This is a genomic window from Bradyrhizobium sp. SZCCHNS2022, assembly GCF_032377575.1.
GTDB classification, from domain to species: Bacteria; Pseudomonadota; Alphaproteobacteria; order Rhizobiales; family Xanthobacteraceae; genus Bradyrhizobium; species Bradyrhizobium aeschynomenes.
Genome location: NZ_JAUHHZ010000001.1, coordinates 4176854 through 4196851, shown reverse-complemented (window position 1 = coordinate 4196851; position 19998 = coordinate 4176854). Strand labels below are relative to the sequence as shown.

The window sequence follows — 19998 nt, the reverse complement described above, 5'->3', positions numbered from 1 at the left end:
GGTCTTGGCCGAACCGCGACGATATTCGTTCGACAAACGATCGACCCGCCCACGCGAGATCCATCCCGGCCATGCTGCGCCTCCTGCCGTTGCTCCTGCTGCTGATCGTTCCCGTCCTGCCTGCCTTCGCCGGTCCGGTTCTGAGCGATGATCCAGCCGTCTGCCGCAGCCGTCAGGCCGAGCTGGCTACGCGGGCGTCGGCCTGCGAGCGCCTGCTCGAGGGCGGCAACCTGACCGGCAAGGACCTCGCCTTGGCGCTCGACATTCGCGGCCTGGTCGCGCTCAACAAGCACGAGGACGACAAGGCCATCGAGGCGTTGACGGCCGCGCTGGCCGCCGATCCGGACAATGTCACGATCCTCAACCGGCGCGGCTATGTCTATGAGCGCAGGGGCAAGGATGAACTGGCGCTGGCCGATTACGACGCCGCCGTGCAGAAGCGTCCGACCTTCGGGATCGCCTACAACAATCGCGGCACCATCCATCTGCGCCGCGGTGCGCTGCAGAGCGCGCTCGACGATTTCAACGCGGCCATCCGCGCCGTGCCGACGCTCTATCTCGGCTACGTCAATCGCGGCCGCGTGCGCGCGCTCATGGGGGAGCACGACGCCGCACTGGCCGACTACGAACAGGCCGAGAAGATCGATGCGGCTGCGCCGCTGGCGGCGATGTACCGCAGCGAGACACTGACCGCGATGGGCCGTCCCGATGAGGCGATCGCCGGGTGGACCGGGATCATCGAGCGGTCGCCGAAGAACCAGTTCGCCATCGTCGGCCGGGCCGACGCCCATCTCCGCAAGGGCGACCTCGATGCGGCGCTGAAGGATCTCAACGCGGTCCTGGCGTTGAACCCGAACAACGTCCACGCCCATGCCAGCCGCGGCCAGCTGTTCGAGAAGCGTGGCAACGTCGCGCAGGCGCGCGCCGATTATCGTGCGGCCGCCTTCGCCCTGACCACCTACGATCCGTTCGACGTGGCCAGGGCGCGCAAGCTCGCCCAGGAGCGGCTCGCAGCACTGACGCCGCAGACCGCCGGCGCCGCATCCAATGCGCGCCGCGTCGCGCTGGTGATCGGCAATGGCGGCTACAAGTCGGTGCATGCGCTGCCCAACCCGCCGCGCGATGCGAGACTGATCGCGGACACGTTGCGCGCGACCGGCTTCCAGTCGGTGACGCTGGTGAGCGACCTTTCCCGCGACAGGTTCTTCGAGGCGCTGCGCAGCTTCGAGGCCGAGGCCGAGAAGGCGGACTGGGCCGTGGTCTACTATGCCGGACACGGCTTCGAGATCGGCGGCGTCAACTATCTGGTGCCGATCGATGCGAAGCTCGCTGCCGACAAGGATGCCGAGACCGAGGCGGTCGCGCTCGAGCAGGTGCTCGCTGCCGTCGGCGCGGCGCGCAAGCTGCGCCTCGTCATCCTCGATGCCTGCCGCGACAACCCGTTCGCGCCGGGCATGAAGCAGACGCTGGCGCTGAAGCTGGTCGACAAGGGGTTTTCCAACATCGAGCCCGGTGCGGGCATGATGGTGGTCTACGCGGCCAAGCATGGCGCCACGGCGCTCGACGGCGATGGTGGCAACAGCCCGTTCGCGACCGCGCTCGCCAGGACCATCAAGGAGCCGCGTCTCGAGGTGCGCAAGCTGTTCGACATCGTCCGCGACGACGTCTGGGCGGCCACCAAGCAACGCCAGCAGCCCTTCACCTACGGCTCGCCGCCGGGGCGGGAGGATTTCTTCTTCGTCGCGGCGAAGTGAGGGGCGGTGGACAGAAAGCCTTGTTGGCGCCAATGCTAATTTGAACAGGTGACATCAGCGTCGTCCTCCACTGTCGTCCCGGCGAACGCCGGGACCCACGCCGCGGCGGGCGTGGTGGAAGCGAGGTGGTCGACATTTGCGCGTCAAACCACGGCCGGTGGTTATGGGTCCCGGCGTTCGCCGGGACGACACGAATTGTTGTAGCGCGATCCCGGACATAACTACTCATTCTCGCAACCTGTGAGGCCCGAGTGATGCTTGATCGTCGTCCCTCCAACAGAGCGCGGTGGCGCGTCTTTGCCCGCTCTCCAAACTGCACGAAGCCCTCAGCTCGCGTGCTCCTCGCGCTCATGGATGACGCTGGCGCGGCCGACGATGAGGTCGTCGACATGGCCGATGCGCGAGACGTCCTTGCCGGCGTAGGGCAGCGAATGCAGCACGCAGCGCATCGCGTTCAGGCGGGCACGCTTCTTGTCGTCGGACTTGATCACGGTCCACGGGCAGTCGGCGGTGTCGGTGGAGAAGAACATCGCCTCCTTGGCGCGGGTGTAATCGTCCCATTTGTCGAGCGAGGCGGTGTCGATCGGCGACAGCTTCCACTGTTTCAGCGGATGCGCCTCGCGCTCCTTGAAGCGGCGGCGCTGCTCCTCGCGGCTGACCGAGAACCAGAACTTGATCAGATGCATGCCGCTGCGCACCAGGTTGCGCTCGAACTCCGGCACCTGGCGCAGGAACTCGTCATATTCTGTCTGCGAGCAGAAGCCCATCACGCGCTCGACGCCGGCGCGGTTGTACCAGGAGCGGTCGAACAGCACGATCTCGCCGGATGTCGGCAGATGCTCGACATAGCGCTGGAAGTACCACTGGCCGCGCTCGACGTCGCTCGGCTTGTCCAAGGCGACGACGCGCGCGCCGCGCGGGTTGAGATGTTCCATGAAGCGCTTGATGGTGCCGCCCTTGCCGGCGGCGTCGCGGCCTTCGAACAAGAGCACCAGGCGCTGGCGCGCGTCCTTCATCCAGTTCTGCAGCTTGAGCAGCTCGGTCTGCAGGATGAACTTCTGCTCCTCATAGTCCTTGCGGAGCATCCGGTACTTGTAGGGATAGCCGCCCTGGCGCCAATTGTCGGCGAGCTCGTCGGAGGTGTGACGCTTGTCCGGCTTGGTCTTGCCGTCGATCAGCGCCTTCATCAGCTTGGCATCATCGGGCGCAGCGCCGTCGAGCATGGCCTTGATCGGTGCAGAATCGGCGTTCAGCGCCGGCGGACCGTGGAGCACGCTCTCGAACGCCGACAGCTCGGTGATCTGCGCGGCCTGCGTCGATTCATTCACCAGCGACTGCCCGATCGGATCGAGCTTGGTCGCGGACTGTTTTCGCGCGACTCGCGCCGTCGCACTCGCTCGCCGGCCGTTCGACGTCTTGTTCTTCGTCGTCTTCGTATTCGCCATCCGATTCCGCCCCGCCTGCTGGTGATATACAGACATGTGAATCGTTTTGTATCCGCCAAGCGTGCTGCGGCAGCTTGACCTGGATCAACAGGTCGCAGGCTTTGCAGGAACGAGGCAGGACGATACCGTTCTCGGTTAAATTCGTCTTGAAGACCGCCGTCATTCCGGGGCAAGGCCGTAGGCCTTGAACCCGGAAGCTCGAGATTGTCTCGCGTTCTTTGCTAACAAGCTCGGGATTCCGGGTTCAATCGTCAGAGCGCGATTGCGCTCTGACGATTGCCCCGGAATGACGGTGGGCGCGGCCTGCGAGGGCGCAGCGGGCTCACACCACGATGCTCAGCCGCTTCGCCGCCCGCGTGATGCCGGTGTAGAGCCAGCGGGCGCGGGCTTCCTGGAAGGCGAAGCTCTCGTCGAACAAGACGACGTCGTCCCATTGCGAGCCCTGCGACTTGTGCACGGTCAGCACATAGCCGTAGTCGAACTCGTCATAGGGCTTGCGCTGCTCCCACGGGATGTCCTCGATGCCGCCCGCGAAACACTCGCCGCGCACCGAGACTTTCGTCACCTTGCGTCCGAAATCCTCCTCGGGCGCGACCCGCATGGTCACGATCTTCGACTTCGAGGTCGCGCGCGACTTCACCCGCCACAGCCCGCCATTGAACAGGCCCTTCTTGCGGTTGTTGCGCAGGCAGACCAGCTTGTCGCCGGCGACGGGCAGCGCGTCCTCGATGTCGAGGCGCTGACGGAAGCGGTTGTTGTAGGCGCGGCGGGTGGCGTTGCGGCCGACCAGCACCTGGTCGGCCTCCATGACGCGTGACGGATCGAGCTCGCGGCGCTCCACCACCTCGCTCTCGCCATAGCGGCCGATGTCGAGCGTATTGCCTTCGCGCACGTCCATCGACATCCGCACGATCGGATCGTCCTTGGCCTGACGATGCACCTCGGTCAGCATCACGTCGGGCTCGCTGTCGGTGAAGAAGCCGCCGCCCTTGACCGGCGGCAGCTGTGCGGGATCGCCGAGCACCAGCAGCGGGCAGTCGAAAGACAAGAGGTCGCGGCCGAGATCGGCATCGACCATCGAGCATTCGTCGATGATGATCAGCTTGGCCTTGGACGCCGGCGCGTCGTCCCACAATTCGAAGTTCGGCTGCTCCTCGCCGCTCTCCTGCGCGCGGTAGATCAGCGAGTGGATGGTGGAGGCGTTGTCGCAGCCCTTGCTGCGCATGACGAGCGCTGCCTTGCCGGTGAACGCGGCGAACTTGACCTCGCCGTCGACGCCCTCGGCGATGTGGCGGGCGAGCGTGGTCTTGCCGGTTCCGGCATAGCCGAACAGCCGGAACACCTGCGGCGTGGCGTTCTTGCCCGGCTTGGCCTTCAGCCAATCGCCAACGGCCTTGAGGGCGGAATCCTGATGCGGGGAGAAGGTGGTCATGGCTCACAAGAATGGAGCCGCGGGGCGACTCGGGACATTCCGTGAACCTAAGGGCTGTTTCAGCGAGATCAAGCTGGAAGAGGGGCAGACGGTGCGCTCCCTCTCCCCGTTCCCTGGCGAAGCTTCGCTTCGCTGAGGCGGGGAGAGGGTCGGGGTGAGGGGCAGCCGCGCGGGAGGTGCGAGTGGTTGGACCTGTACCCCCTCACCCGGATTGCATCTTCGATGCAATCCGACCTCTCCCCGCAAGCGGGGAGAGGTAAGGGACCTACTGCCAGCCCGGCACGCCCCTCATGTCCGGCAGATGATGCGCGATGCCCTTGTGGCAGTCGATGCAGGTCTTCTGCCCCGTGAACAGGAAGCGCTGGTGGGCTTCGACGGCGCGCGGCGACTGCTTGGTGATGTCCATCGACTGGGAGCTGTGGCAGTTGCGGCATTCCAGCGAATCGTTCGCCTTGAACCGCGCCCATTCGTGCAGCGCCAGCTCGAGCCGGCGGTCGTTGAACTTCTCGCGGGTGTCGATCGAGCCGAACAGATGACCCCAGACCTCCTTGGACGCCTGCATCTTGCGCGCGATCTTGTCGGTCCAGTTGTGCGGCACGTGGCAGTCCGGGCAGGAGGCGCGGACGCCGGAACGGTTGGAGAAATGCACGGTGGTCTTCAGCTCGGCGAACACGTTGTCCTTCATCTCGTGGCAGCCGGTGCAGAACTTCTCGGTGTTGGTGATCTCGAGCGCCGTGTTGAAGCCGCCCCAGAAGATCACGCCGGCGACGAAGCCGGCGAGCACCAGCACGCCCAGCCCGAAGATCGAGCTCGGCTTGAGCAGCACGTCAATCAGGTCGAGCACGAACTGCCAGGTGCGGCGGATGAGCCCGAGCCGTTTCTCCGGGGCCGGCGTTCCCGTCCCCTGCGGGATGTCGGCGCTGCTCATCGCTTGGCACCGGGCTTGTCGTGCGACAGCACCGTGTCGATGTCGACGAAATCGTTGCTGACGGGTGGAGTGGCGACACTCTGCGGCACGTGGCACTGGTTGCAGAAGTAGCGGCGCGGCGACACCGAGGCGAGGAACTGGCCGTCGCGGTCCATGAAGTGGGTGATCGACAGCATCGGCGCCTTCGATTCAGCGGTGCGTGCACGCGCGTGGCAGGACAGGCACTTGTTGCCCTGCATGTCGACCTGATAGCCGTCGATGGAATGCGGAATCACCGGCGGCTGCTCCGGATAGTTGCGCACCTCCTTCTCGGCGGTGTTCTTCATCGGCTGCATCGGCGGCGCCGGGCCTTCGTCGTTGAGCGGCGCAGGTCCCCGCAGCGAGGACGAGACGCTCTGGGCGAGCAGGGTGCTCGAGCCGGCGGCAAGGCCGGCTGCGAGCAGCATCATGGCAAGCTTCTTGATCATGTCGGTCACACCCGCTCGATGCGCACGGCGCATTTCTTGTAGTCGGTCTGCAGCGAGATCGGATCGGTGGCGTCGAGCGTCACCTTGTTGATCAGCTTGGACTCGTCGAACCACGGCACGAACACGAGCCCGCGCGGCGGCTTGTCGCGGCCGCGGGTCTCGACGCGGGCGCGGATGAAGCCGCGCCGCGAAGCGACCTTGACCTCGTCGCCGCGCCGCAGGTTTGCTTCCTGCGCATCGTCCGGATGCATGAAGCAGACGGCCTCGGGGAAGGCCTTGTAGAGCTCGGGCACGCGGCGCGTCATCGTGCCGGAATGCCAGTGCTCGACGACGCGGCCGGTCGACAGCCAGAATGGATAGTCCTTGTCGGGCGATTCCGCCGGGGGCTCGTAGGGCAGGGCGAAGATGCGCGCCTTGCCGTCGGGGAAGCCGTAGAACTGCACGCCCGTGCCGGCCTTGACGTAAGGGTCGGAGCCTTCGCGGAAACGCCAGCGTGTCTCCTTGCCGTCGACGACCGGCCAGCGCAGGCCGCGCTCTTTGTGGTAGGTCTCGAACGGCGCAAGGTCGTGGCCATGGCCACGGCCGAACGCGGCGTATTCCTCGAACAGGCCCTTGTGAACGTAGAAGCCGAACGCCTTCGACTCGTCGTTGGCATAGCCCGGCTCGATCTGGTCGAGCGGGAATTTGTCGACCTGGCCGTTTTTGTAGAGCACGTCGAACAGCGTCTTGCCGCGATATTCCGGCTTCTTGGCGATCAACTCTTCGGGCCAGACCTCCTCGATCTTGAAGCGCTTGGAGAACTCCATCAGCTGCCAGAGATCGGAGCGCGCCTCGCCTGGCGCCGACACCAGCTGATGCCAGAACTGGGTGCGGCGCTCGGCATTGCCATAGGCGCCTTCCTTCTCTACCCACATCGCGGTCGGCAGGATGAGATCGGCGGCGAGCGCGGTGACCGACGGGTAGGCGTCGGAGACGACGATGAAGTTGTCGGGGTTGCGGAAGCCGGGATAAGTCTCTTCGTTGGCGTTGGGGCCGGCCTGCAGATTGTTGTTGACCTGCACCCAATAGGCGTTGAGCAGGCCGTCCTTCAGCATCCGGCTCTGCAACACGGCGTGATAGCCGGGCTTGTCGGGGATGGTGCCCTCCGGCAGCTGCCAGATGTGCTCGGCCTTGGTGCGGTGCTCCTTGTTGGTCACGACCATGTCGGCGGGCAGGCGGTGCGAGAAGGTGCCGACTTCGCGCGCGGTGCCGCAGGCCGAGGGCTGGCCGGTCAGCGAGAACGGGCTGTTGCCGGGCTCCGAGATTTTTCCCGTCAGCAGATGGATGTTGTAGACGAGGTTGTTGCACCAGACCCCGCGGGTGTGCTGGTTGAAGCCCATGGTCCAGAACGAGACCACCTTGGTCTTGGGATCGGCATAGAGCTCCGCCAGCGCTTCCAGCCGGTTCAACGGCACGCCGGACATCTCCGCGGCCTTCTCCAGCGTGTAGTCGGAGACGAATTTTGCATACTCGTCGAACGAGATGTCGACCGCATCGTTGGCCTTGGCCGCACCCGTCGCCTTCTTCTGCAGCGGATGCTCGGGGCGCAGGCCGTAGCCGATGTCGGTCTGGCCGCGCTTGAACACGGTGTGCGCCTGGACGAAGTCCTTGTTGACGCGGCCGGTCTTGATGATGTGGTTGGCGATGGCGTTGAGGATGTAGAGGTCGGTCTGCGGCTTGAACACCATGCCGACATCGGCGAGGTCGAACGAGCGGTGCTCGAAGGTCGAGAGCACCGCGACCTTGACATGCGGCGCCGACAGCCGGCGGTCGGTGACGCGGGTCCACAGGATCGGGTGCATCTCCGCCATGTTGGAGCCCCACAGCACGAACGCGTCGGTGGCCTCGATGTCGTCGTAGCAGCCCGGCGGCTCGTCGATGCCGAAGGTGCGCATCATGCCGGCCACCGCCGAGGCCATGCAGTGCCGCGCGTTGGGATCGATGTTGTTGGAGCGGAAGCCGGCCTTGAACAGCTTCGAGGCGGCGTAACCTTCCCAGATCGTCCACTGTCCCGAGCCGAACATGCCGACGCCGGAGGGCCCGCGCTTCTTCAACGCGTCCTTGTACTTCGACGCCATGATGTCGAAGGCTTCGTCCCAGCTGACGGGCGTGAACTCGCCGTTCTTGTCGTACTTGCCGTTGGTCTTGCGCAGCATCGGATGCGTCAGGCGATCATGGCCGTACATGATCTTGGACAGGAAGTAGCCCTTGACGCAGTTCAGGCCGCGATTGACCTCGGCCTTGATGTCGCCATGGGTGGCGACGACGCGGTTGTCCTTGGTCGCGACCATCACGCTGCAGCCGGTGCCGCAGAAGCGGCAGGCGGCCTTGTCCCATTTCAGCTCGCTGGCTTCGCGTTCGGTGACGAGGTTGGCCGCGAGCGAGCTCGCCGGCATCCCGGCGGCGGCCGCGGCAATCGCTGCGGCCTCCAGCTTGAGCATTTGACGGCGATCGATTTTTGATTCGGTCATGGTGGTCTCGGTTGATTAGCCGGCGTCGATGGCGTGGAAGACGAGGCAGGCGGAATGCACGCAGGGGATCGCGGAGATGGTCGTCATGGTGGCGCCGAGCGCGCCCGCGTTCGGCGCATCGACGACGACGATCAGCTTGCCGCGCTCATCGCGGCCGTGAATTTCGCAGCCGGACATCGCAAGAATGTCGGCGGCGACCCGATCGAGCTGATCGGGACGGGTCTGCACGATGATCGAGGCGATTTCGCCCGAGGGCGGCGCAACCACGGGCTCAGCGGTGAGCACCCGGCCGGTGATCAGCGCGCGGCGGTCGAGGCGAGTGCGGTGTGAGAGCATATGAGCCGTCCTTCCGGTCAATGTGCCGCGGGCGGGCCGGGCGGTCCGGCCATCATCTGGTAGACCCACACCGCCAGCCCGTAGGAGCCGACGGTGGCGACCGCGAGCGCGGGCATCAGCACCGCGGTGAGGAACAGAAAGGCAAAAATTTCCATGCGTCTGCGGCGCGCACGCGCAGTCGCATCGCTGCCAACGAGCGACATGAGAGGATTCTCAACTGTGTGGGGTATGGGAGGGTTTGCGGCATCCGGGCCGCGCCTGATGATAGATTAATGGAGACCATTGGAACCAGCGTTGACCTGGATCAAGCGCGGGGACCCCAGAGCACACCAGCGCACCGCTCCTGCGAACTCGGGCCCGCGTCGCCATCATGTTGGTTGATGAGCCGTGAAGATCCGTGACCGCATGTCTCCTTGCGAGAAACTCTCGCTGCTTTGCGTGGGGACCTCGATACGATCATCCCCTCTGGTCGTCAGCCGGGAGGACCGGCATTGCTATTTTTCAGGGGTGCTCGACAGGCGTTTCGCTCGCCACCATCATCTTGCGCATCGCATCAACGTGGATGCGCAAGGGTGATCGGAGAGGGCAATGAAGCGTCGCGATTTTCTGAAACTGTCATTGGCATCGGCTGCGGTGATGAGCTGCGCGGCGCCGCTGCGCGCCGAGGACAGGCCGAAGGAGATCCGCATCGGCACCCAGAAGGGCGGCTTCTTTCCCGCCGTGAAGGCGCGGCGCACGCTCGAGTCCACGTTCAAGCCTCTCGGCATCGAGATCGTCTGGATCGACTTCCAGTTCGGCCCGCCGCTGCTCGAGGCGATCAATGTCGGCAGTGTCGATTTCGGCTATGTCGGCGATGCGCCGCCGATCTTCGCGCAGGCCGCGAGCGCCAAGATCCGCTACGCCGCGGCCGTCAAGCAGGACGGCAGCACGCAGGCGATCATCGTGCCCAAGGACTCGCCGATCAGGACGCTGGCCGATCTCAAGGGCAAGCGCATCGCCTTCGGCAAGGGCTCCAGCGCGCATAATCTGCTGGTCGCGGCGCTCGAGAAGGCCGGCATCGCCTGGAGCGACATCACGCCGGCGCCGCTCGCGCCGGCCGATGCCACCGCCGCCTTCGCCAAGGGCTCGGTCGATGCCTGGTCGATCTGGGATCCGTACCTCGCGCTCGCCGAGCTCAAGGAGAATGCGCGCGTCATCGTGTGGGACAAGGACGTGCACAAGCCGAACTCGTTCTACATCGTCGGCAGCGACTTCGTTGAGAAGTATCCGGGCGTCGTCGCCAAGCTGAACGGTGCCTTCGCCGCCGAGGGCGTTTGGGCCAACAGCCATCACGAGGAGGTCGCCAAGGCGCAGGCCGAGGCCACCGGTGTCGATCTCGAAGCTGTCCGCCGCTTCGTCGACCGCTCGGTCTACAGCGTCGTGCCGATCGATGCCGACATCATCAAGAGCCAGCAGGCAGTGGCCGACCGCTTCGCCCGGGTCGGGCTCATTCCGAGACAGGTCAACGTCGCCGACATCGTCTGGAAGTGGACGCCGTCCACCTGACGCGTGATCGCCATCCGCATCCGAAAGAGAACGACATGAGCAACACTTCGAAGCCCAACGTGCTGTGGTTCCTGCCGACCCATGGCGACGGCCGCTATCTCGGGACGTCGCAAGGCGGCCGCGAGGTCAATTTCAACTATCTGCGCCAGGTGGCGCAGGCCGCCGACCAGCTCGGCTATTACGGCGTGCTGATCCCCACGGGCCGCAGCTGCGAGGATTCCTGGATCGTCGCCTCGGCCGTGGCGCCGTTCACCGAGAAGTTGCGCTATCTCGTTGCTGTGCGGCCGGGCCTGCAGTCGCCGGCCGTGGCCGCGCGCATGACAGCCACTCTCGACCGCGTCACAAATGGCCGCCTGCTCGTCAACGTCGTCACCGGCGGCGATCCGGTCGAGAACAAGGGCGACGGCATCTTCCTGTCGCATGAGGAGCGCTACAAGGTCACCCGCGAGTTCCTCACCGTCTACAACAAGCTGCTCGAAGGCGAGGCCGTCAACTTCGCCGGCAAACATATCAAGGTCGAGGACGGCCGCCTGCTGTTCCCGCCGGTGCAGTCGCCGCGCCCGCCGCTGTTCTTCGGCGGCTCGTCGGATGCCGGCATCGACGTCGCGGTCGATACCGTCGAGAAGTATCTCACTTGGGGCGAGCCGCCGGTCGACGTCGCCGCGAAGGTCGCCAAGGTCAAGGCCGTCGCGGACACGCGCGGTCGCAAGCTGTCGTTCGGCATCCGCCTGCATGTGATCGTCCGCGAGACCAATGAGGAGGCGTGGGCCGCGGCCGACGACCTCATCAAGCACGTCACCGACGACACCATCGCCTCGGCGCAGAAGATCTTCGCGCGCATGGACTCGGTCGGCCAGCAGCGCATGTCGCAACTGCATGGGGGGCGTCGCGACAAGCTCGAGATCAGCCCGAACCTGTGGGCCGGCGTCGGCCTCGTCCGCGGCGGCGCCGGCACGGCGCTGGTCGGCGATCCCGATACGGTCGCGGCGCGCATCCGCGAGTATCAGGACCTCGGCATCGATACGTTCATCCTCTCGGGCTACCCGCATCTCGAAGAGGCCTATCGCTTCGCCGAGCTGGTGTTCCCGAAGCTCGGGCTGAACGCGGTGGAGCAGGGCGGCAACGTGACCAAGCTCCGCGCGAATACGGGTCCGTTCGGCGAGACCATCGCCAATGAGCATCGTCCCCTGCAGCGGGCGTCGCAGTCATGAGCTTGATCGACAGCCTCCCCAAGGTTCGCAAGCTCAACCTGCCCAAGGCGGATGGATTGCTGCCCTGGCTGGTGCCGCTTGCGATCCTCCTGATCTGGCAGGCGGCGTCGGTCGCGGGCCTCGTTTCGCCCCGCGTGCTGCCTGCGCCGAGCGACGTCGCGCGTGCCGGCTGGAAGCTGCTGTGGTCGGGCGATCTCGGCCGCAACATCTGGGTCAGCTTCTGGCGCGCCTCGATCGGCTTCCTGATCGGCGGCAGCATCGGCTTCGCCTTCGGTCTCGCCAACGGCCTGTCGCAGCTGTCGTCGAAGCTCACCGACACCACGCTCCAGATGATCCGCAACGTGCCGCATCTGGCGCTGATCCCGCTGGTCATCCTGTGGTTCGGCATCGACGAGAGCGCCAAGTTGTTTCTCGTCGCGCTCGGCGTGTTCTTTCCGGTGTATCTCAACACGCTGCACGGGATTCGCACCGTCGATCCGCAACTCATTGAAATGGGCCGCGTCTACGGCATGACCGACGGCGAGCTGTTTCGCCGCGTGATCTTTCCCGGCGCGCTGCCGTCGATCTTCGTGGGCCTGCGCTTCGCGCTCGGCATCATGTGGCTCACCCTGATTGTCGCCGAGACGATCGCGGCGTCCTCCGGGCTCGGCTACATGGCGATGCAGGCGCGCGAGTTCATGCAGATCGACGTCGTCGTCCTCTCCATCCTGATCTACGCCCTGCTGGGCAAGCTCGCCGACAGCGCGTCGCGGCTGCTGGAGCGGCTGACGCTGTCCTGGCATCCGGCGTTCAGCAAACATTGAGGTTCGTAAATGCAGCAAGCGCTCCGAATTCCCGTGTCCGGCGTCGAGGCGATCGACGGCAAGGATGTGATCGGCCATGCTGCGGCTTTCCACCCCGTGAGGAAGCCCAGCGTGAGCCCGGCCAAATCCGAGACGCGCGGCCTGCCGCTGGTGATCCGCGACTTGCGCAAATCCTTCGGTGACAACGAGGTGCTGCGCGGCATCGACCTGGAGATTCCGGCCGGTCAGTTCGTCGCCATCGTCGGCCAGAGCGGCTGCGGCAAGAGCACGCTGCTGCGCCTGATCGCAGGTCTGGACAAGCCGACGTCCGGCACGATCGGCTTCGGCGACACCGCCGCGCGCCCCGAGGATGTCCGGGTCATGTTCCAGGAGCCGCGGCTGTTGCCCTGGGCGAGGGTGCTGGCCAACGTCGAGGTCGGGCTTGGCCGCGGCCGCAAGGCCGCCGGCGCGCATGACCGCGCCAGCCTCGCGTTGGAGGAGGTCGGTCTGGCCGAGAAGCGCGACCAATGGCCGGCGGTGCTGTCGGGCGGCCAGAAGCAGCGCGTGGCGTTGGCGCGTGCGCTGGTCAGCGGACCGCGCCTGCTCGCGTTCGACGAGCCGCTCGGCGCGCTCGATGCGCTGACCCGGATCGCGATGCAACGGCTGCTGGAACGGGTCTGGACCGATCAAACCTTCACCGCAATCCTGGTCACCCATGATGTCGCGGAGGCCGTGGCCCTGGCCGATCGCGTCCTGGTCATCGAGGACGGCCGGGTCGCCGAGGACATCAGCGTCGATCTGCCGCGCCCGCGACGGCGCGGGTCTGCCGAGCTCGCCGCGCTGGAAGGCTCGATCCTGGGCCAGTTGCTTGGACCGGGCACGGCAGGGTAGGAAAGATCAACGCAATGAACTCCATCGTCCGTCACATGCCCGATGCTACGGCGCTCCAGCCGGATTTCCGCTCTGCGATGCGCCAACTGGTCGGCGGCGTCAGCGTCATCACCGTCGGCCGGGGCGACGAGGTCACCGGCATGACCGTGAGTTCGCTGTCGTCGCTTGCGGTCGAGCCTCCTTCCATCATCGTCAGCCTCAACCGCAGCGCCTCATCCTGGCCGATTCTGCAGCGGGAGCGCGTGTTTGGGGCCAATCTGCTGGCGGCGGATCAGATCGGCGTCGCCGAACGGTTCGCGGGTAAGGGAGGCCTGCGCGGTGCCGAGCGCTTCGCCGGCGCCGACTGGCGCAAGCACGTCACCGGCGTGCCGCTACTGGTGGGAGCACTCGCGACGCTGGATTGCGAGGTCGAGGAGATCATCGAGCGGCATTCCCACGCCATCGTCATCGGCAAGGTGGTGCATATCGAGGTCGCGCCGCAATCGGCGGCTCTGGCGTATTGGCATGGCAGCTATGTCGCGGTTGATCGCGACGACGATCTCGGCCGGCTGGCCGCGCTGAGCGTGCCTGATCCGAGGCTGACTCCGTAGCGGCGGGCCGACCGACGAGACGCGCTGGCGTCGAGGCGGAGGAGGCCGTAAAAGCCACTGTCGATGTCGGCAGCGGACTATCATGAAGCGGATCGGAACCTGGGCTCTCTACGTGATCGGTACGGCCGCGATCCTGTATCTGGCGCTCTATGCCTACGCCGTATTGACGCAGCGCAAGTTCACGCCGGGCGATCCCATCCACATCTTCCGCAACCCGGAGGCGCCGAGCTATTCGTGAGCTGCCGCTGCGCGGCCCCGTCGTGGCGGCGGCTCGCGCAGCCACGGATCCTTCGACTGCTCGCAATCCCGCAGCTGCATCCAGTCGGCGGTGAGAAACTGCACTCGGCAGCGGCGCCAGACCTGCCTTTGTCCGGAGCCGTCCGGCGAGGTCTCGATATCGGATAGCGAGAGATAAGGCGGCCGCCAGCGATAGCGCCGCTCGGTGTCCCAACCGTCGCAGCCGCCGGTGCCACATGCGAAGGTGCGTGAGATCAGCTTGCCGTTGCGTGCGAAGCACCAGCTGCGGGCTCCCCATTCCTCACCCGATGATGGCTTCACCAACGGGGGGTGCGAGGTCTGCTCCCAGCAGCCAGCCAGCACGCCGCGTGTCGCGGCGACGGCCGCGGAAACGGAAAGCGGCGCGCCCAGAAGGAGCGCGCCGCCGAGAGCGAGATGATGGAAGACGGCGAGGCTACACGGGGCTCGGCATGCGCGGCGTGTCGCCGGTGCCGGGGGGCGGGATCGGCACGCCGCCGTCGGCATATTCGTTGAGCTTGTTGCGCAACGTGCGGATCGAAATGCCCAGAATGTTGGCCGCATGTGTCCGGTTGCCCAGGCAGTGCTTCAGGGTTTCCAGGATCAGATCGCGCTCGACGTCGGCGACGGTGCGGCCGACCAGCGCGCGCGTGACCTGCTCCGCGGCCATCGTAGCATGAGCGACGGCCGGCTGTGTCTTGCCGATATCGAGGCGGGCGCCGTCGGGGGTCAGGATCGCGTCCGGACCGATCTCGTCGCCCTGAGCCATCAGCACGGCGCGATGGATCGTATTCTCCAACTCGCGCACGTTGCCCGGCCAGCGGTTGGTGGTGAGGATGCGCTTGGCCTCCGCCGAGATCGGCCGCAGCGGCACCGCATTGGCCTCTGAGTACTTGCGGGCGAAATGCTGGGCGAGCTCGAGGATGTCGGCCGGGCGCTCGCGCAGCGGCGGGATCTTCAGGTTCACGACGTTCAGTCGGAACAGCAGGTCCTCGCGGAACGTGCCCTCGCGCACAGCGTCGGCGAGGTTGCGGTTCGAGGTCGCGATGATCCGGATGTCGACCGGGACCGGGCGGGTGCCGCCGACGCGGTCGATCACGCGCTCCTGGATCGCGCGCAGCAGCTTCGACTGCAGCCGCACGTCCATCTCGGAGATTTCGTCGAGCAGCAGCGTGCCGCCATTGGCCTCCTCGAACTTGCCGATGCGGCGCGCCACCGCGCCGGTGAACGCGCCCTTCTCGTGGCCGAACAGCTCGGATTCCAGGAGATGCTCGGGGATCGCGGCGCAGTTGATCGAGATGAAGGGGCGCTTGGCGCGGGCGGAGCGGGTGTGGACGTAGCGCGCCAGCACCTCCTTGCCGGTGCCCGACTCGCCGGTGATCATCACCGAGGCGTCGGAGCCGGCGATCTGCTGGGCCAGCTTGATGACCTTGGCCATGGCGTCGTCGCGATAGACGAGGTCGCGGCTGTCGTTGGCGACGGCGGCGAGCACGGCCGCGATCAGCTCCGGATCGGGCGGCAGCGGAATGTATTCCTTGGCGCCGGCATGGATCGCGGCGACCGCGGCGCGGGCGTCGCTGGTGATGCCGCAGGCGACGATCGGCACATGGATGTGCTCGGCGTCGAGCCGCATCACGAGGTCGCGGATGTCGAGCGCGACGTCGACCAGCAGCAGGTCCGCGCCCTTGCCGCCGCGCAGCACCCGCATGGCCTGCTCGTTGTCCTCGGCATGGGTGACGGTGGCGCCGTTCTCCATGGCGATCTTGGTGGCCGCGGTAAGCTGGCCCTTCAGCGTTCCGACGATGAGAAGCCGCATGTTGGTCTCCTATTCGGTCGCGCCGCTCTCGATCAGCGCGCGGATCATGTCTGTCAGTTGCGGTCGGATTTGATGATTTCTGTCATCGTCACGCCGAGCTTGTCCTCGACCAGCACCACTTCGCCACGCGCGACGAGGCGGTTGTTGACGTAGATGTCGATGGCCTCGCCGACCTTGCGGTCGAGCTCGAGCACGGTGCCGGGCCCGAGCTTCAGGAGCTCGCCGACATCCATCTTCGAGCGGCCGAGCACGGCCGAGACCTGCACCGGCACGTCGAACACGGCCTCAAGGTCGGCGGCGATGCGCGCGGCGTGCTCTTCTTCGTTGTAGCCGACGTCACCGCCCAGCGGCGGCGCGTCTGCCGCATTGAGGTCGGGAAGAGGGATCTCGTTGTCGCTCATGACTTAAACTCCCTTGGCCACCACAGCGGCCTAATTCTTCTTGGACGCCATGTAGCGTCCGACCAGCTCGTTGATCTTGGCATCGATCGCGGCGCGCTCCAGCACGACGCCGCCGTCAGCCCATTCGATGCGGCAGTCGCCGGTCGCAATCTCCGGCTCGGCCAGGATCACGAGGCGTCCTTCGAAGCCGCTCTGCTTGGCGAGCTTGTCGATCTTCTCGCGGGCGAGCTCGTACAGCGCGTCATTGATGCGCAGCACGAGGTGCGGCGTGGCGACCAGATGGGCGAAGCAGTCGTGCACAAGGCTGGTGATCTCGCCGAGAGGCTCCGCATCGACCAGCGCCGCGCACAGCTTGCGGGCGACGGCGACCGCGACATCCACCGCCTCGGTTTCCATCCGCTGCTCGATGCCTTCGAAGCGGGCGGAGATGCCCTGCAATTGGATGTTGATCTGCTCCAGCGCCGCCGCGACGCGGCGGTCGGCCTCGACCTTGGCTTCGCGCTGCGCCGCCTCGTAGCCGTTGCGGTAGGCGGCGGCTTCGGCGGCCGCGACTTTCTGTGCGATCTCGGCGGACGTCGCCGCACGCTCCCGCGTCGTCTTCTCCGGCGCGGCGAAGTCGGTATCGAACAGGAATTTCGCAGGCTGAGCCATCAATACACCAGCTCGTCGTCGGCGCGGTTCTTGCTGAGCATGATCTCGCCCTTGGCGGCGAGGTCCTTGGCGAGATTGACGAGCAGGGCCTGCGCCTCGTCGACGTCGCGCAGACGCACCGGTCCCATCGCGGCCATGTCGTCCTGAAGCATCTTGGCGGCGCGCGACGACATGTTGCCGAAGAAGAAGTTGCGGACCTCCTCGTTGGCGCTCTTGAGCGCGATGCCGAGCTTGTCCTTGTCGACATTGCGCAGCAGGGTCTGCGCCGAGGCGGAGTCGAGCTTGATCAGGTCGTCGAAGGTGAACATCAGCGCCTTGATGCGCTCGGCGGATTCGCGGTTCTCTTCTTCGAGCGAGGTGATGAAGCGGGTCTCGGTCTGGCGGTCGAAATTGTTGAAGATCTCGGCCATCACCTCGTGGGCGTCGCGGCGGCGGGTCTGCGACAGGTTCGACATGAACTCGACCCGCAACGTCTGCTCGACCCGCTCGATGACCTCCTTCTGCACGGCCTCCATGCGCAGCATGCGGCCGATGACGTCGAGCGCCATGTCCTCGGGCAGGATCGCGAGCACGCGGGCGGCGTGCTCCGGCTTCAGCTTGGACAGCACGACGGCGATGGTCTGCGGATATTCGTTCTTGAGGTAGTTGGCGAGCACCTCTTCCTGGACGTTGGAGAGCTTCTCCCACATGTTGCGGCCGGCGGGGCCGCGGATCTCGTCCATGATGCCGGTGACGCGCTCGGCCGGCAGGTATTGCTGCAGCAGCCGCTCGGTGGCGTCGAAATTGCCCATCAGCGCGCCCGAGGCCGACATGCGCGAGACGAATTCGAGCATGAGATCCTCGACGACGTCGGCTTCGATCGTCCCCAGCGTCGACATCGCCAGCGACAATTCGCGCACCTCGTCGTCGTCGAGCTGTTGCCAGATCTTGCCGCCATATTGCTCGCCGAGCGCAAGCATCATCACGGCCGCGCGCCGGGGGCCGCTCAACGGCTCGGTCTTCTCGCGCTGCGCCTGCCGGCTCGCCAGCGTCGCGATGACGGTGGAGATGTCGTTGGCGTTGGCGTTGGTCTGTGTCTGCGGGAGCGACATGGCGGCTACGTTCTTCTCAGTTCAGGCGGTTCGCGTCGGTTGGTTCAGTTCTGCTGGGGCTCGGCGAGCCACTGGCGGATGATGGCGGCGGCTTCGCCGGGGTTGCGATCGGCCAACTCGCCCACCCGGTGCACGGACTGGGCGTGGACCTGGCCCTGGACCTGGGCGACGTCGATCATGTTGGCGGTCTGCTGGGCGTGGGCGGCGGCCTGGACGGTCTCGTCGGTGAGGGCAGGGACCCCGCCACTGAGCGCCGCGGCGACCTCTTCGGTGGAGATGATCTTCTTGACCAACGGACGCACCACCATGAACACGACCACGATTCCGAGCAGCATCATCACCGCGAGCTCGATGACGTACATCACGTCATCCTTGGTGAAGTGCAGCATGCCGAGGAAGCCGGTCGGCTCGTTGATCTGCGGCACGGTCGGGGCGTCTGCGAATTTCAGGTTGACCACCTCGACCTGGTCGCCGCGCTTCTGGTCGAAGCCGATGGCGGAGCGGACGAGGGCCGCGATGCGATCGAGCTCCTCCTTGCTGCGCTCCTTGTAGACCAGCTCGCCCTTCTCGTTCTTGGAGTAGGCACCGTCGACCAGCACCGCGACGGAGATGCGGTTGACCCGCCCGGCCTCGGTGACTTCGGTCTTCGTCGTCCGGGAGATCTCGTAATTGTTGGTCTCTTCGGTCTTCTTGCTCTGGTCGCGGGGCTGTTGCGGCGGCTGGTTCTGCTGATTGCCCGGCAGCTCGTTGTTGACCGTGACCTGCCCGTTGTTTTCGTTGGTGGCCGACTGCTCTTCGCGGGTCTGGCTCGACCTGAGCACGCGCCCTTCCGGATCGTAGCGGTCGGAGGTCTGGGTGATGCGGTTGAAGTCGAAATCGGCCGAGAGCTGGACCCGGGCGCGGCCGGCACCGACCACCGAGGATACGATGTCCTCGACCTGCTTGCGCATCCGCTTCTCGAAGCTGTTGCGCCGCTCGTCGCCGACCTGCTGGTCGATGTCGGTCTGGGTGCCGTCGGCCAGCAATTGACCGGCCTCGTCGACGATCGACACCCGCTGCGGCTTCAGACCGTTGACGGCTGAGGCGACGAGGTGGCGGATGGCCCGGATCTGGTTCGCCTCGAGCGCACCGCGCACGCGCACGACGATCGAAGCCGACGGCTCCGGGGTCTCGCGCGAGAACAGCGGCCGCTCCGGCAGCACGAGGTGGACGCGCGCCGCCTGGACGCGGTCGATGGCGCGGATGGTGCGGGCGAGCTCGCCCTCCAGCGCGCGCAGATGGTTGATGTTCTGGACGAAGCTCGTGGTGCCCAGCGCGTCCGACTTGTCGAAGATCTCGTAGCCGACGCCGCCGCCCTTGGGCAGGCCGCCTTCGGCGAGCTTCATGCGGAGACGGGTGACCTTGTCCTTCGGGACCAGGATGACGCTGCCTTCATTGCGGATCTCGAACGGAATGCCCTGCCGCTCCAGATCCTTGATGATGCTGGAGGAGTCGTCCATCGTCAGATCGGTGAACAGGGTCGTCAGCTGCGGCGCCGTCACGCGCATGATGACGAAGCCGAAAAAGCCGATCAACGCGGCGGTCACCGCGATCATGGCGGTCAGCCGCGCGGCGCCCAAACCCTTCAGGAAGTCCAAGAGACCTTGCAAGCAACTGCCCCATAGTTCGGCATTCGACGGGTGGCTGCTGGGAGGTCATTTGAGCTTCGCGGGCCTTTACGGCCGGTTGCAGAGATCGCGAAATTCAATCGTTAAACCCTTCGCCGCCACCCGCATTCCAGGTGGTGATCCGATGTCGCCCTCTGCTCCCGCAGTCGCGAGGCAGTCGCAGAGGTTGAATCGAACCACTGGGCAATTATTGCCTATGGGAAGGTTTCGATATGGTTAACGTCGG

Annotated in this window: 20 protein-coding genes; 7 read left to right on the top strand and 13 right to left on the bottom strand. The window is 65.9% G+C overall.

Going from position 1 to position 19998, the window contains the following annotated elements; genetic code table 11:
- Positions 1–71: 71 nt before the first annotated feature.
- Positions 72–1754, top strand: a complete 1683-nt coding sequence (locus tag QXZ94_RS18815) for a caspase family protein (RefSeq protein WP_315721677.1) — start codon at positions 72–74, stop codon at positions 1752–1754.
- A 326-nt stretch (positions 1755–2080) separates the two neighbouring features.
- Here QXZ94_RS18815 and ppk2 read toward each other — a convergent pair whose 3' ends face one another.
- From ppk2 to napE, 7 genes are all read right to left on the bottom strand, one after another.
- A complete protein-coding gene (gene ppk2 / locus QXZ94_RS18810; RefSeq protein ID WP_315721676.1) occupies positions 2081–3199 on the bottom strand; it encodes a polyphosphate kinase 2 in 1119 nt (372 codons plus the stop codon).
- A gap of 322 nt (positions 3200–3521) precedes the next feature.
- The gene (locus tag QXZ94_RS18805; protein WP_315721675.1) at positions 3522–4631 is read right to left on the bottom strand and encodes an ATP-dependent RecD-like DNA helicase; all 1110 of its coding nucleotides are present in this window, start codon (positions 4629–4631) and stop codon (positions 3522–3524) included.
- A gap of 265 nt (positions 4632–4896) precedes the next feature.
- The gene (locus QXZ94_RS18800) at positions 4897–5559 is read right to left on the bottom strand and encodes a NapC/NirT family cytochrome c (RefSeq protein ID WP_315721674.1); all 663 of its coding nucleotides are present in this window, start codon (positions 5557–5559) and stop codon (positions 4897–4899) included.
- The gene (locus QXZ94_RS18795) at positions 5556–6026 is read right to left on the bottom strand and encodes a nitrate reductase cytochrome c-type subunit (RefSeq protein WP_315726366.1); all 471 of its coding nucleotides are present in this window, start codon (positions 6024–6026) and stop codon (positions 5556–5558) included. The genes QXZ94_RS18800 and QXZ94_RS18795 overlap by 4 nt, the downstream gene beginning before the upstream one ends.
- A 5-nt stretch (positions 6027–6031) precedes the next feature.
- Entirely contained in the window at positions 6032–8536 is a 2505-nt protein-coding gene (gene napA / locus QXZ94_RS18790) for a nitrate reductase catalytic subunit NapA (RefSeq protein ID WP_315721673.1), read from the bottom strand.
- 15 nt (positions 8537–8551) lie between these two features.
- Complete coding sequence (locus tag QXZ94_RS18785) at positions 8552–8872, bottom strand: chaperone NapD (protein ID WP_315721672.1); 321 nt, start codon at positions 8870–8872, stop codon at positions 8552–8554.
- Positions 8873–8889: 17 nt separating this feature from the next.
- Complete coding sequence (napE, locus tag QXZ94_RS18780) at positions 8890–9075, bottom strand: periplasmic nitrate reductase, NapE protein (protein WP_315721671.1); 186 nt, start codon at positions 9073–9075, stop codon at positions 8890–8892.
- A 385-nt stretch (positions 9076–9460) separates the two neighbouring features.
- Here napE and QXZ94_RS18775 point away from each other — a divergent pair, with 385 nt between their 5' ends.
- The 6 genes from QXZ94_RS18775 to QXZ94_RS18750 all read left to right on the top strand — a co-directional run bounded on the left by QXZ94_RS18775 (position 9461) and on the right by QXZ94_RS18750 (position 14129).
- Positions 9461–10417 carry an aliphatic sulfonate ABC transporter substrate-binding protein gene (locus QXZ94_RS18775; protein WP_315721670.1) on the top strand — a complete coding sequence of 319 codons (957 nt, stop codon included), beginning with the start codon at positions 9461–9463 and terminating at the stop codon, positions 10415–10417.
- A gap of 35 nt (positions 10418–10452) precedes the next feature.
- The gene (gene ssuD / locus QXZ94_RS18770) at positions 10453–11628 is read left to right on the top strand and encodes an FMNH2-dependent alkanesulfonate monooxygenase (RefSeq protein ID WP_315721669.1); all 1176 of its coding nucleotides are present in this window, start codon (positions 10453–10455) and stop codon (positions 11626–11628) included.
- Positions 11625–12431, top strand: a complete 807-nt coding sequence (ssuC, locus tag QXZ94_RS18765) for an aliphatic sulfonate ABC transporter permease SsuC (RefSeq protein ID WP_315721668.1) — start codon at positions 11625–11627, stop codon at positions 12429–12431. Before ssuD ends, ssuC begins: the two co-directional genes overlap by 4 nt.
- A 9-nt stretch (positions 12432–12440) precedes the next feature.
- Positions 12441–13301 (top strand): ATP-binding cassette domain-containing protein, encoded by an 861-nt coding sequence (locus QXZ94_RS18760; protein ID WP_315721667.1) that lies wholly within the window; start codon positions 12441–12443, stop codon positions 13299–13301.
- A gap of 14 nt (positions 13302–13315) precedes the next feature.
- Positions 13316–13891, top strand: coding sequence for a flavin reductase family protein (locus QXZ94_RS18755; protein WP_315721666.1), 576 nt, complete (start codon positions 13316–13318; stop codon positions 13889–13891).
- A gap of 82 nt (positions 13892–13973) precedes the next feature.
- Positions 13974–14129 carry a hypothetical protein gene (locus QXZ94_RS18750; RefSeq protein ID WP_315721665.1) on the top strand — a complete coding sequence of 52 codons (156 nt, stop codon included), beginning with the start codon at positions 13974–13976 and terminating at the stop codon, positions 14127–14129.
- On the opposite strand, the gene QXZ94_RS18745 is transcribed toward QXZ94_RS18750, so the two are convergent.
- The 6 genes from QXZ94_RS18745 to fliF all read right to left on the bottom strand — a co-directional run bounded on the left by QXZ94_RS18745 (position 14120) and on the right by fliF (position 19754).
- The gene (locus tag QXZ94_RS18745; RefSeq protein WP_315721664.1) at positions 14120–14449 is read right to left on the bottom strand and encodes a hypothetical protein; all 330 of its coding nucleotides are present in this window, start codon (positions 14447–14449) and stop codon (positions 14120–14122) included. The genes QXZ94_RS18750 and QXZ94_RS18745 overlap by 10 nt on opposite strands.
- Before the next feature lie 133 nt (positions 14450–14582).
- Positions 14583–15962: a sigma-54 dependent transcriptional regulator gene (locus tag QXZ94_RS18740; RefSeq protein ID WP_315721663.1), complete on the bottom strand. Its 1380-nt coding sequence runs from the start codon at positions 15960–15962 to the stop codon at positions 14583–14585.
- 53 nt (positions 15963–16015) lie between these two features.
- Positions 16016–16363: a flagellar motor switch protein FliN gene (gene fliN / locus QXZ94_RS18735; protein ID WP_015669138.1), complete on the bottom strand. Its 348-nt coding sequence runs from the start codon at positions 16361–16363 to the stop codon at positions 16016–16018.
- Positions 16364–16393: 30 nt separating this feature from the next.
- The gene (locus QXZ94_RS18730; protein WP_315721662.1) at positions 16394–17014 is read right to left on the bottom strand and encodes a FliH/SctL family protein; all 621 of its coding nucleotides are present in this window, start codon (positions 17012–17014) and stop codon (positions 16394–16396) included.
- A complete protein-coding gene (fliG, locus tag QXZ94_RS18725) occupies positions 17014–18105 on the bottom strand; it encodes a flagellar motor switch protein FliG (RefSeq protein WP_172112322.1) in 1092 nt (363 codons plus the stop codon). The genes QXZ94_RS18730 and fliG overlap by 1 nt, the downstream gene beginning before the upstream one ends.
- A 44-nt stretch (positions 18106–18149) precedes the next feature.
- Positions 18150–19754, bottom strand: a complete 1605-nt coding sequence (gene fliF, locus QXZ94_RS18720; protein ID WP_315721661.1) for a flagellar basal-body MS-ring/collar protein FliF — start codon at positions 19752–19754, stop codon at positions 18150–18152.
- Positions 19755–19998: the final 244 nt, after the last annotated feature.

What these genes read in the sequence shown, in the direction of transcription:
- QXZ94_RS18750 (WP_315721665.1), top strand. Translation starts at nt 13,974, where the DNA reads ATGAAGCGGATCGGAACCTGGGCTCTCTACGTGATCGGTACGGCCGCG.
- ssuC (WP_315721668.1), top strand. Translation starts at nt 11,625, where the DNA reads ATGAGCTTGATCGACAGCCTCCCCAAGGTTCGCAAGCTCAACCTGCCC.
- QXZ94_RS18805 (WP_315721675.1), bottom strand. Translation starts at nt 4,631, where the DNA reads ATGACCACCTTCTCCCCGCATCAGGATTCCGCCCTCAAGGCCGTTGGC.
- napE (WP_315721671.1), bottom strand. Translation starts at nt 9,075, where the DNA reads ATGTCGCTCGTTGGCAGCGATGCGACTGCGCGTGCGCGCCGCAGACGC.
- QXZ94_RS18815 (WP_315721677.1), top strand. Translation starts at nt 72, where the DNA reads ATGCTGCGCCTCCTGCCGTTGCTCCTGCTGCTGATCGTTCCCGTCCTG.
- ssuD (WP_315721669.1), top strand. Translation starts at nt 10,453, where the DNA reads ATGAGCAACACTTCGAAGCCCAACGTGCTGTGGTTCCTGCCGACCCAT.
- QXZ94_RS18795 (WP_315726366.1), bottom strand. Translation starts at nt 6,026, where the DNA reads ATGATCAAGAAGCTTGCCATGATGCTGCTCGCAGCCGGCCTTGCCGCC.
- QXZ94_RS18755 (WP_315721666.1), top strand. Translation starts at nt 13,316, where the DNA reads ATGAACTCCATCGTCCGTCACATGCCCGATGCTACGGCGCTCCAGCCG.
- fliG (WP_172112322.1), bottom strand. Translation starts at nt 18,105, where the DNA reads ATGTCGCTCCCGCAGACACAGACCAACGCCAACGCCAACGACATCTCC.
- QXZ94_RS18800 (WP_315721674.1), bottom strand. Translation starts at nt 5,559, where the DNA reads ATGAGCAGCGCCGACATCCCGCAGGGGACGGGAACGCCGGCCCCGGAG.
- QXZ94_RS18730 (WP_315721662.1), bottom strand. Translation starts at nt 17,014, where the DNA reads ATGGCTCAGCCTGCGAAATTCCTGTTCGATACCGACTTCGCCGCGCCG.
- napA (WP_315721673.1), bottom strand. Translation starts at nt 8,536, where the DNA reads ATGACCGAATCAAAAATCGATCGCCGTCAAATGCTCAAGCTGGAGGCC.
- QXZ94_RS18785 (WP_315721672.1), bottom strand. Translation starts at nt 8,872, where the DNA reads ATGCTCTCACACCGCACTCGCCTCGACCGCCGCGCGCTGATCACCGGC.
- QXZ94_RS18760 (WP_315721667.1), top strand. Translation starts at nt 12,441, where the DNA reads ATGCAGCAAGCGCTCCGAATTCCCGTGTCCGGCGTCGAGGCGATCGAC.
- fliN (WP_015669138.1), bottom strand. Translation starts at nt 16,363, where the DNA reads ATGAGCGACAACGAGATCCCTCTTCCCGACCTCAATGCGGCAGACGCG.
- QXZ94_RS18740 (WP_315721663.1), bottom strand. Translation starts at nt 15,962, where the DNA reads ATGCGGCTTCTCATCGTCGGAACGCTGAAGGGCCAGCTTACCGCGGCC.
- ppk2 (WP_315721676.1), bottom strand. Translation starts at nt 3,199, where the DNA reads ATGGCGAATACGAAGACGACGAAGAACAAGACGTCGAACGGCCGGCGA.
- QXZ94_RS18775 (WP_315721670.1), top strand. Translation starts at nt 9,461, where the DNA reads ATGAAGCGTCGCGATTTTCTGAAACTGTCATTGGCATCGGCTGCGGTG.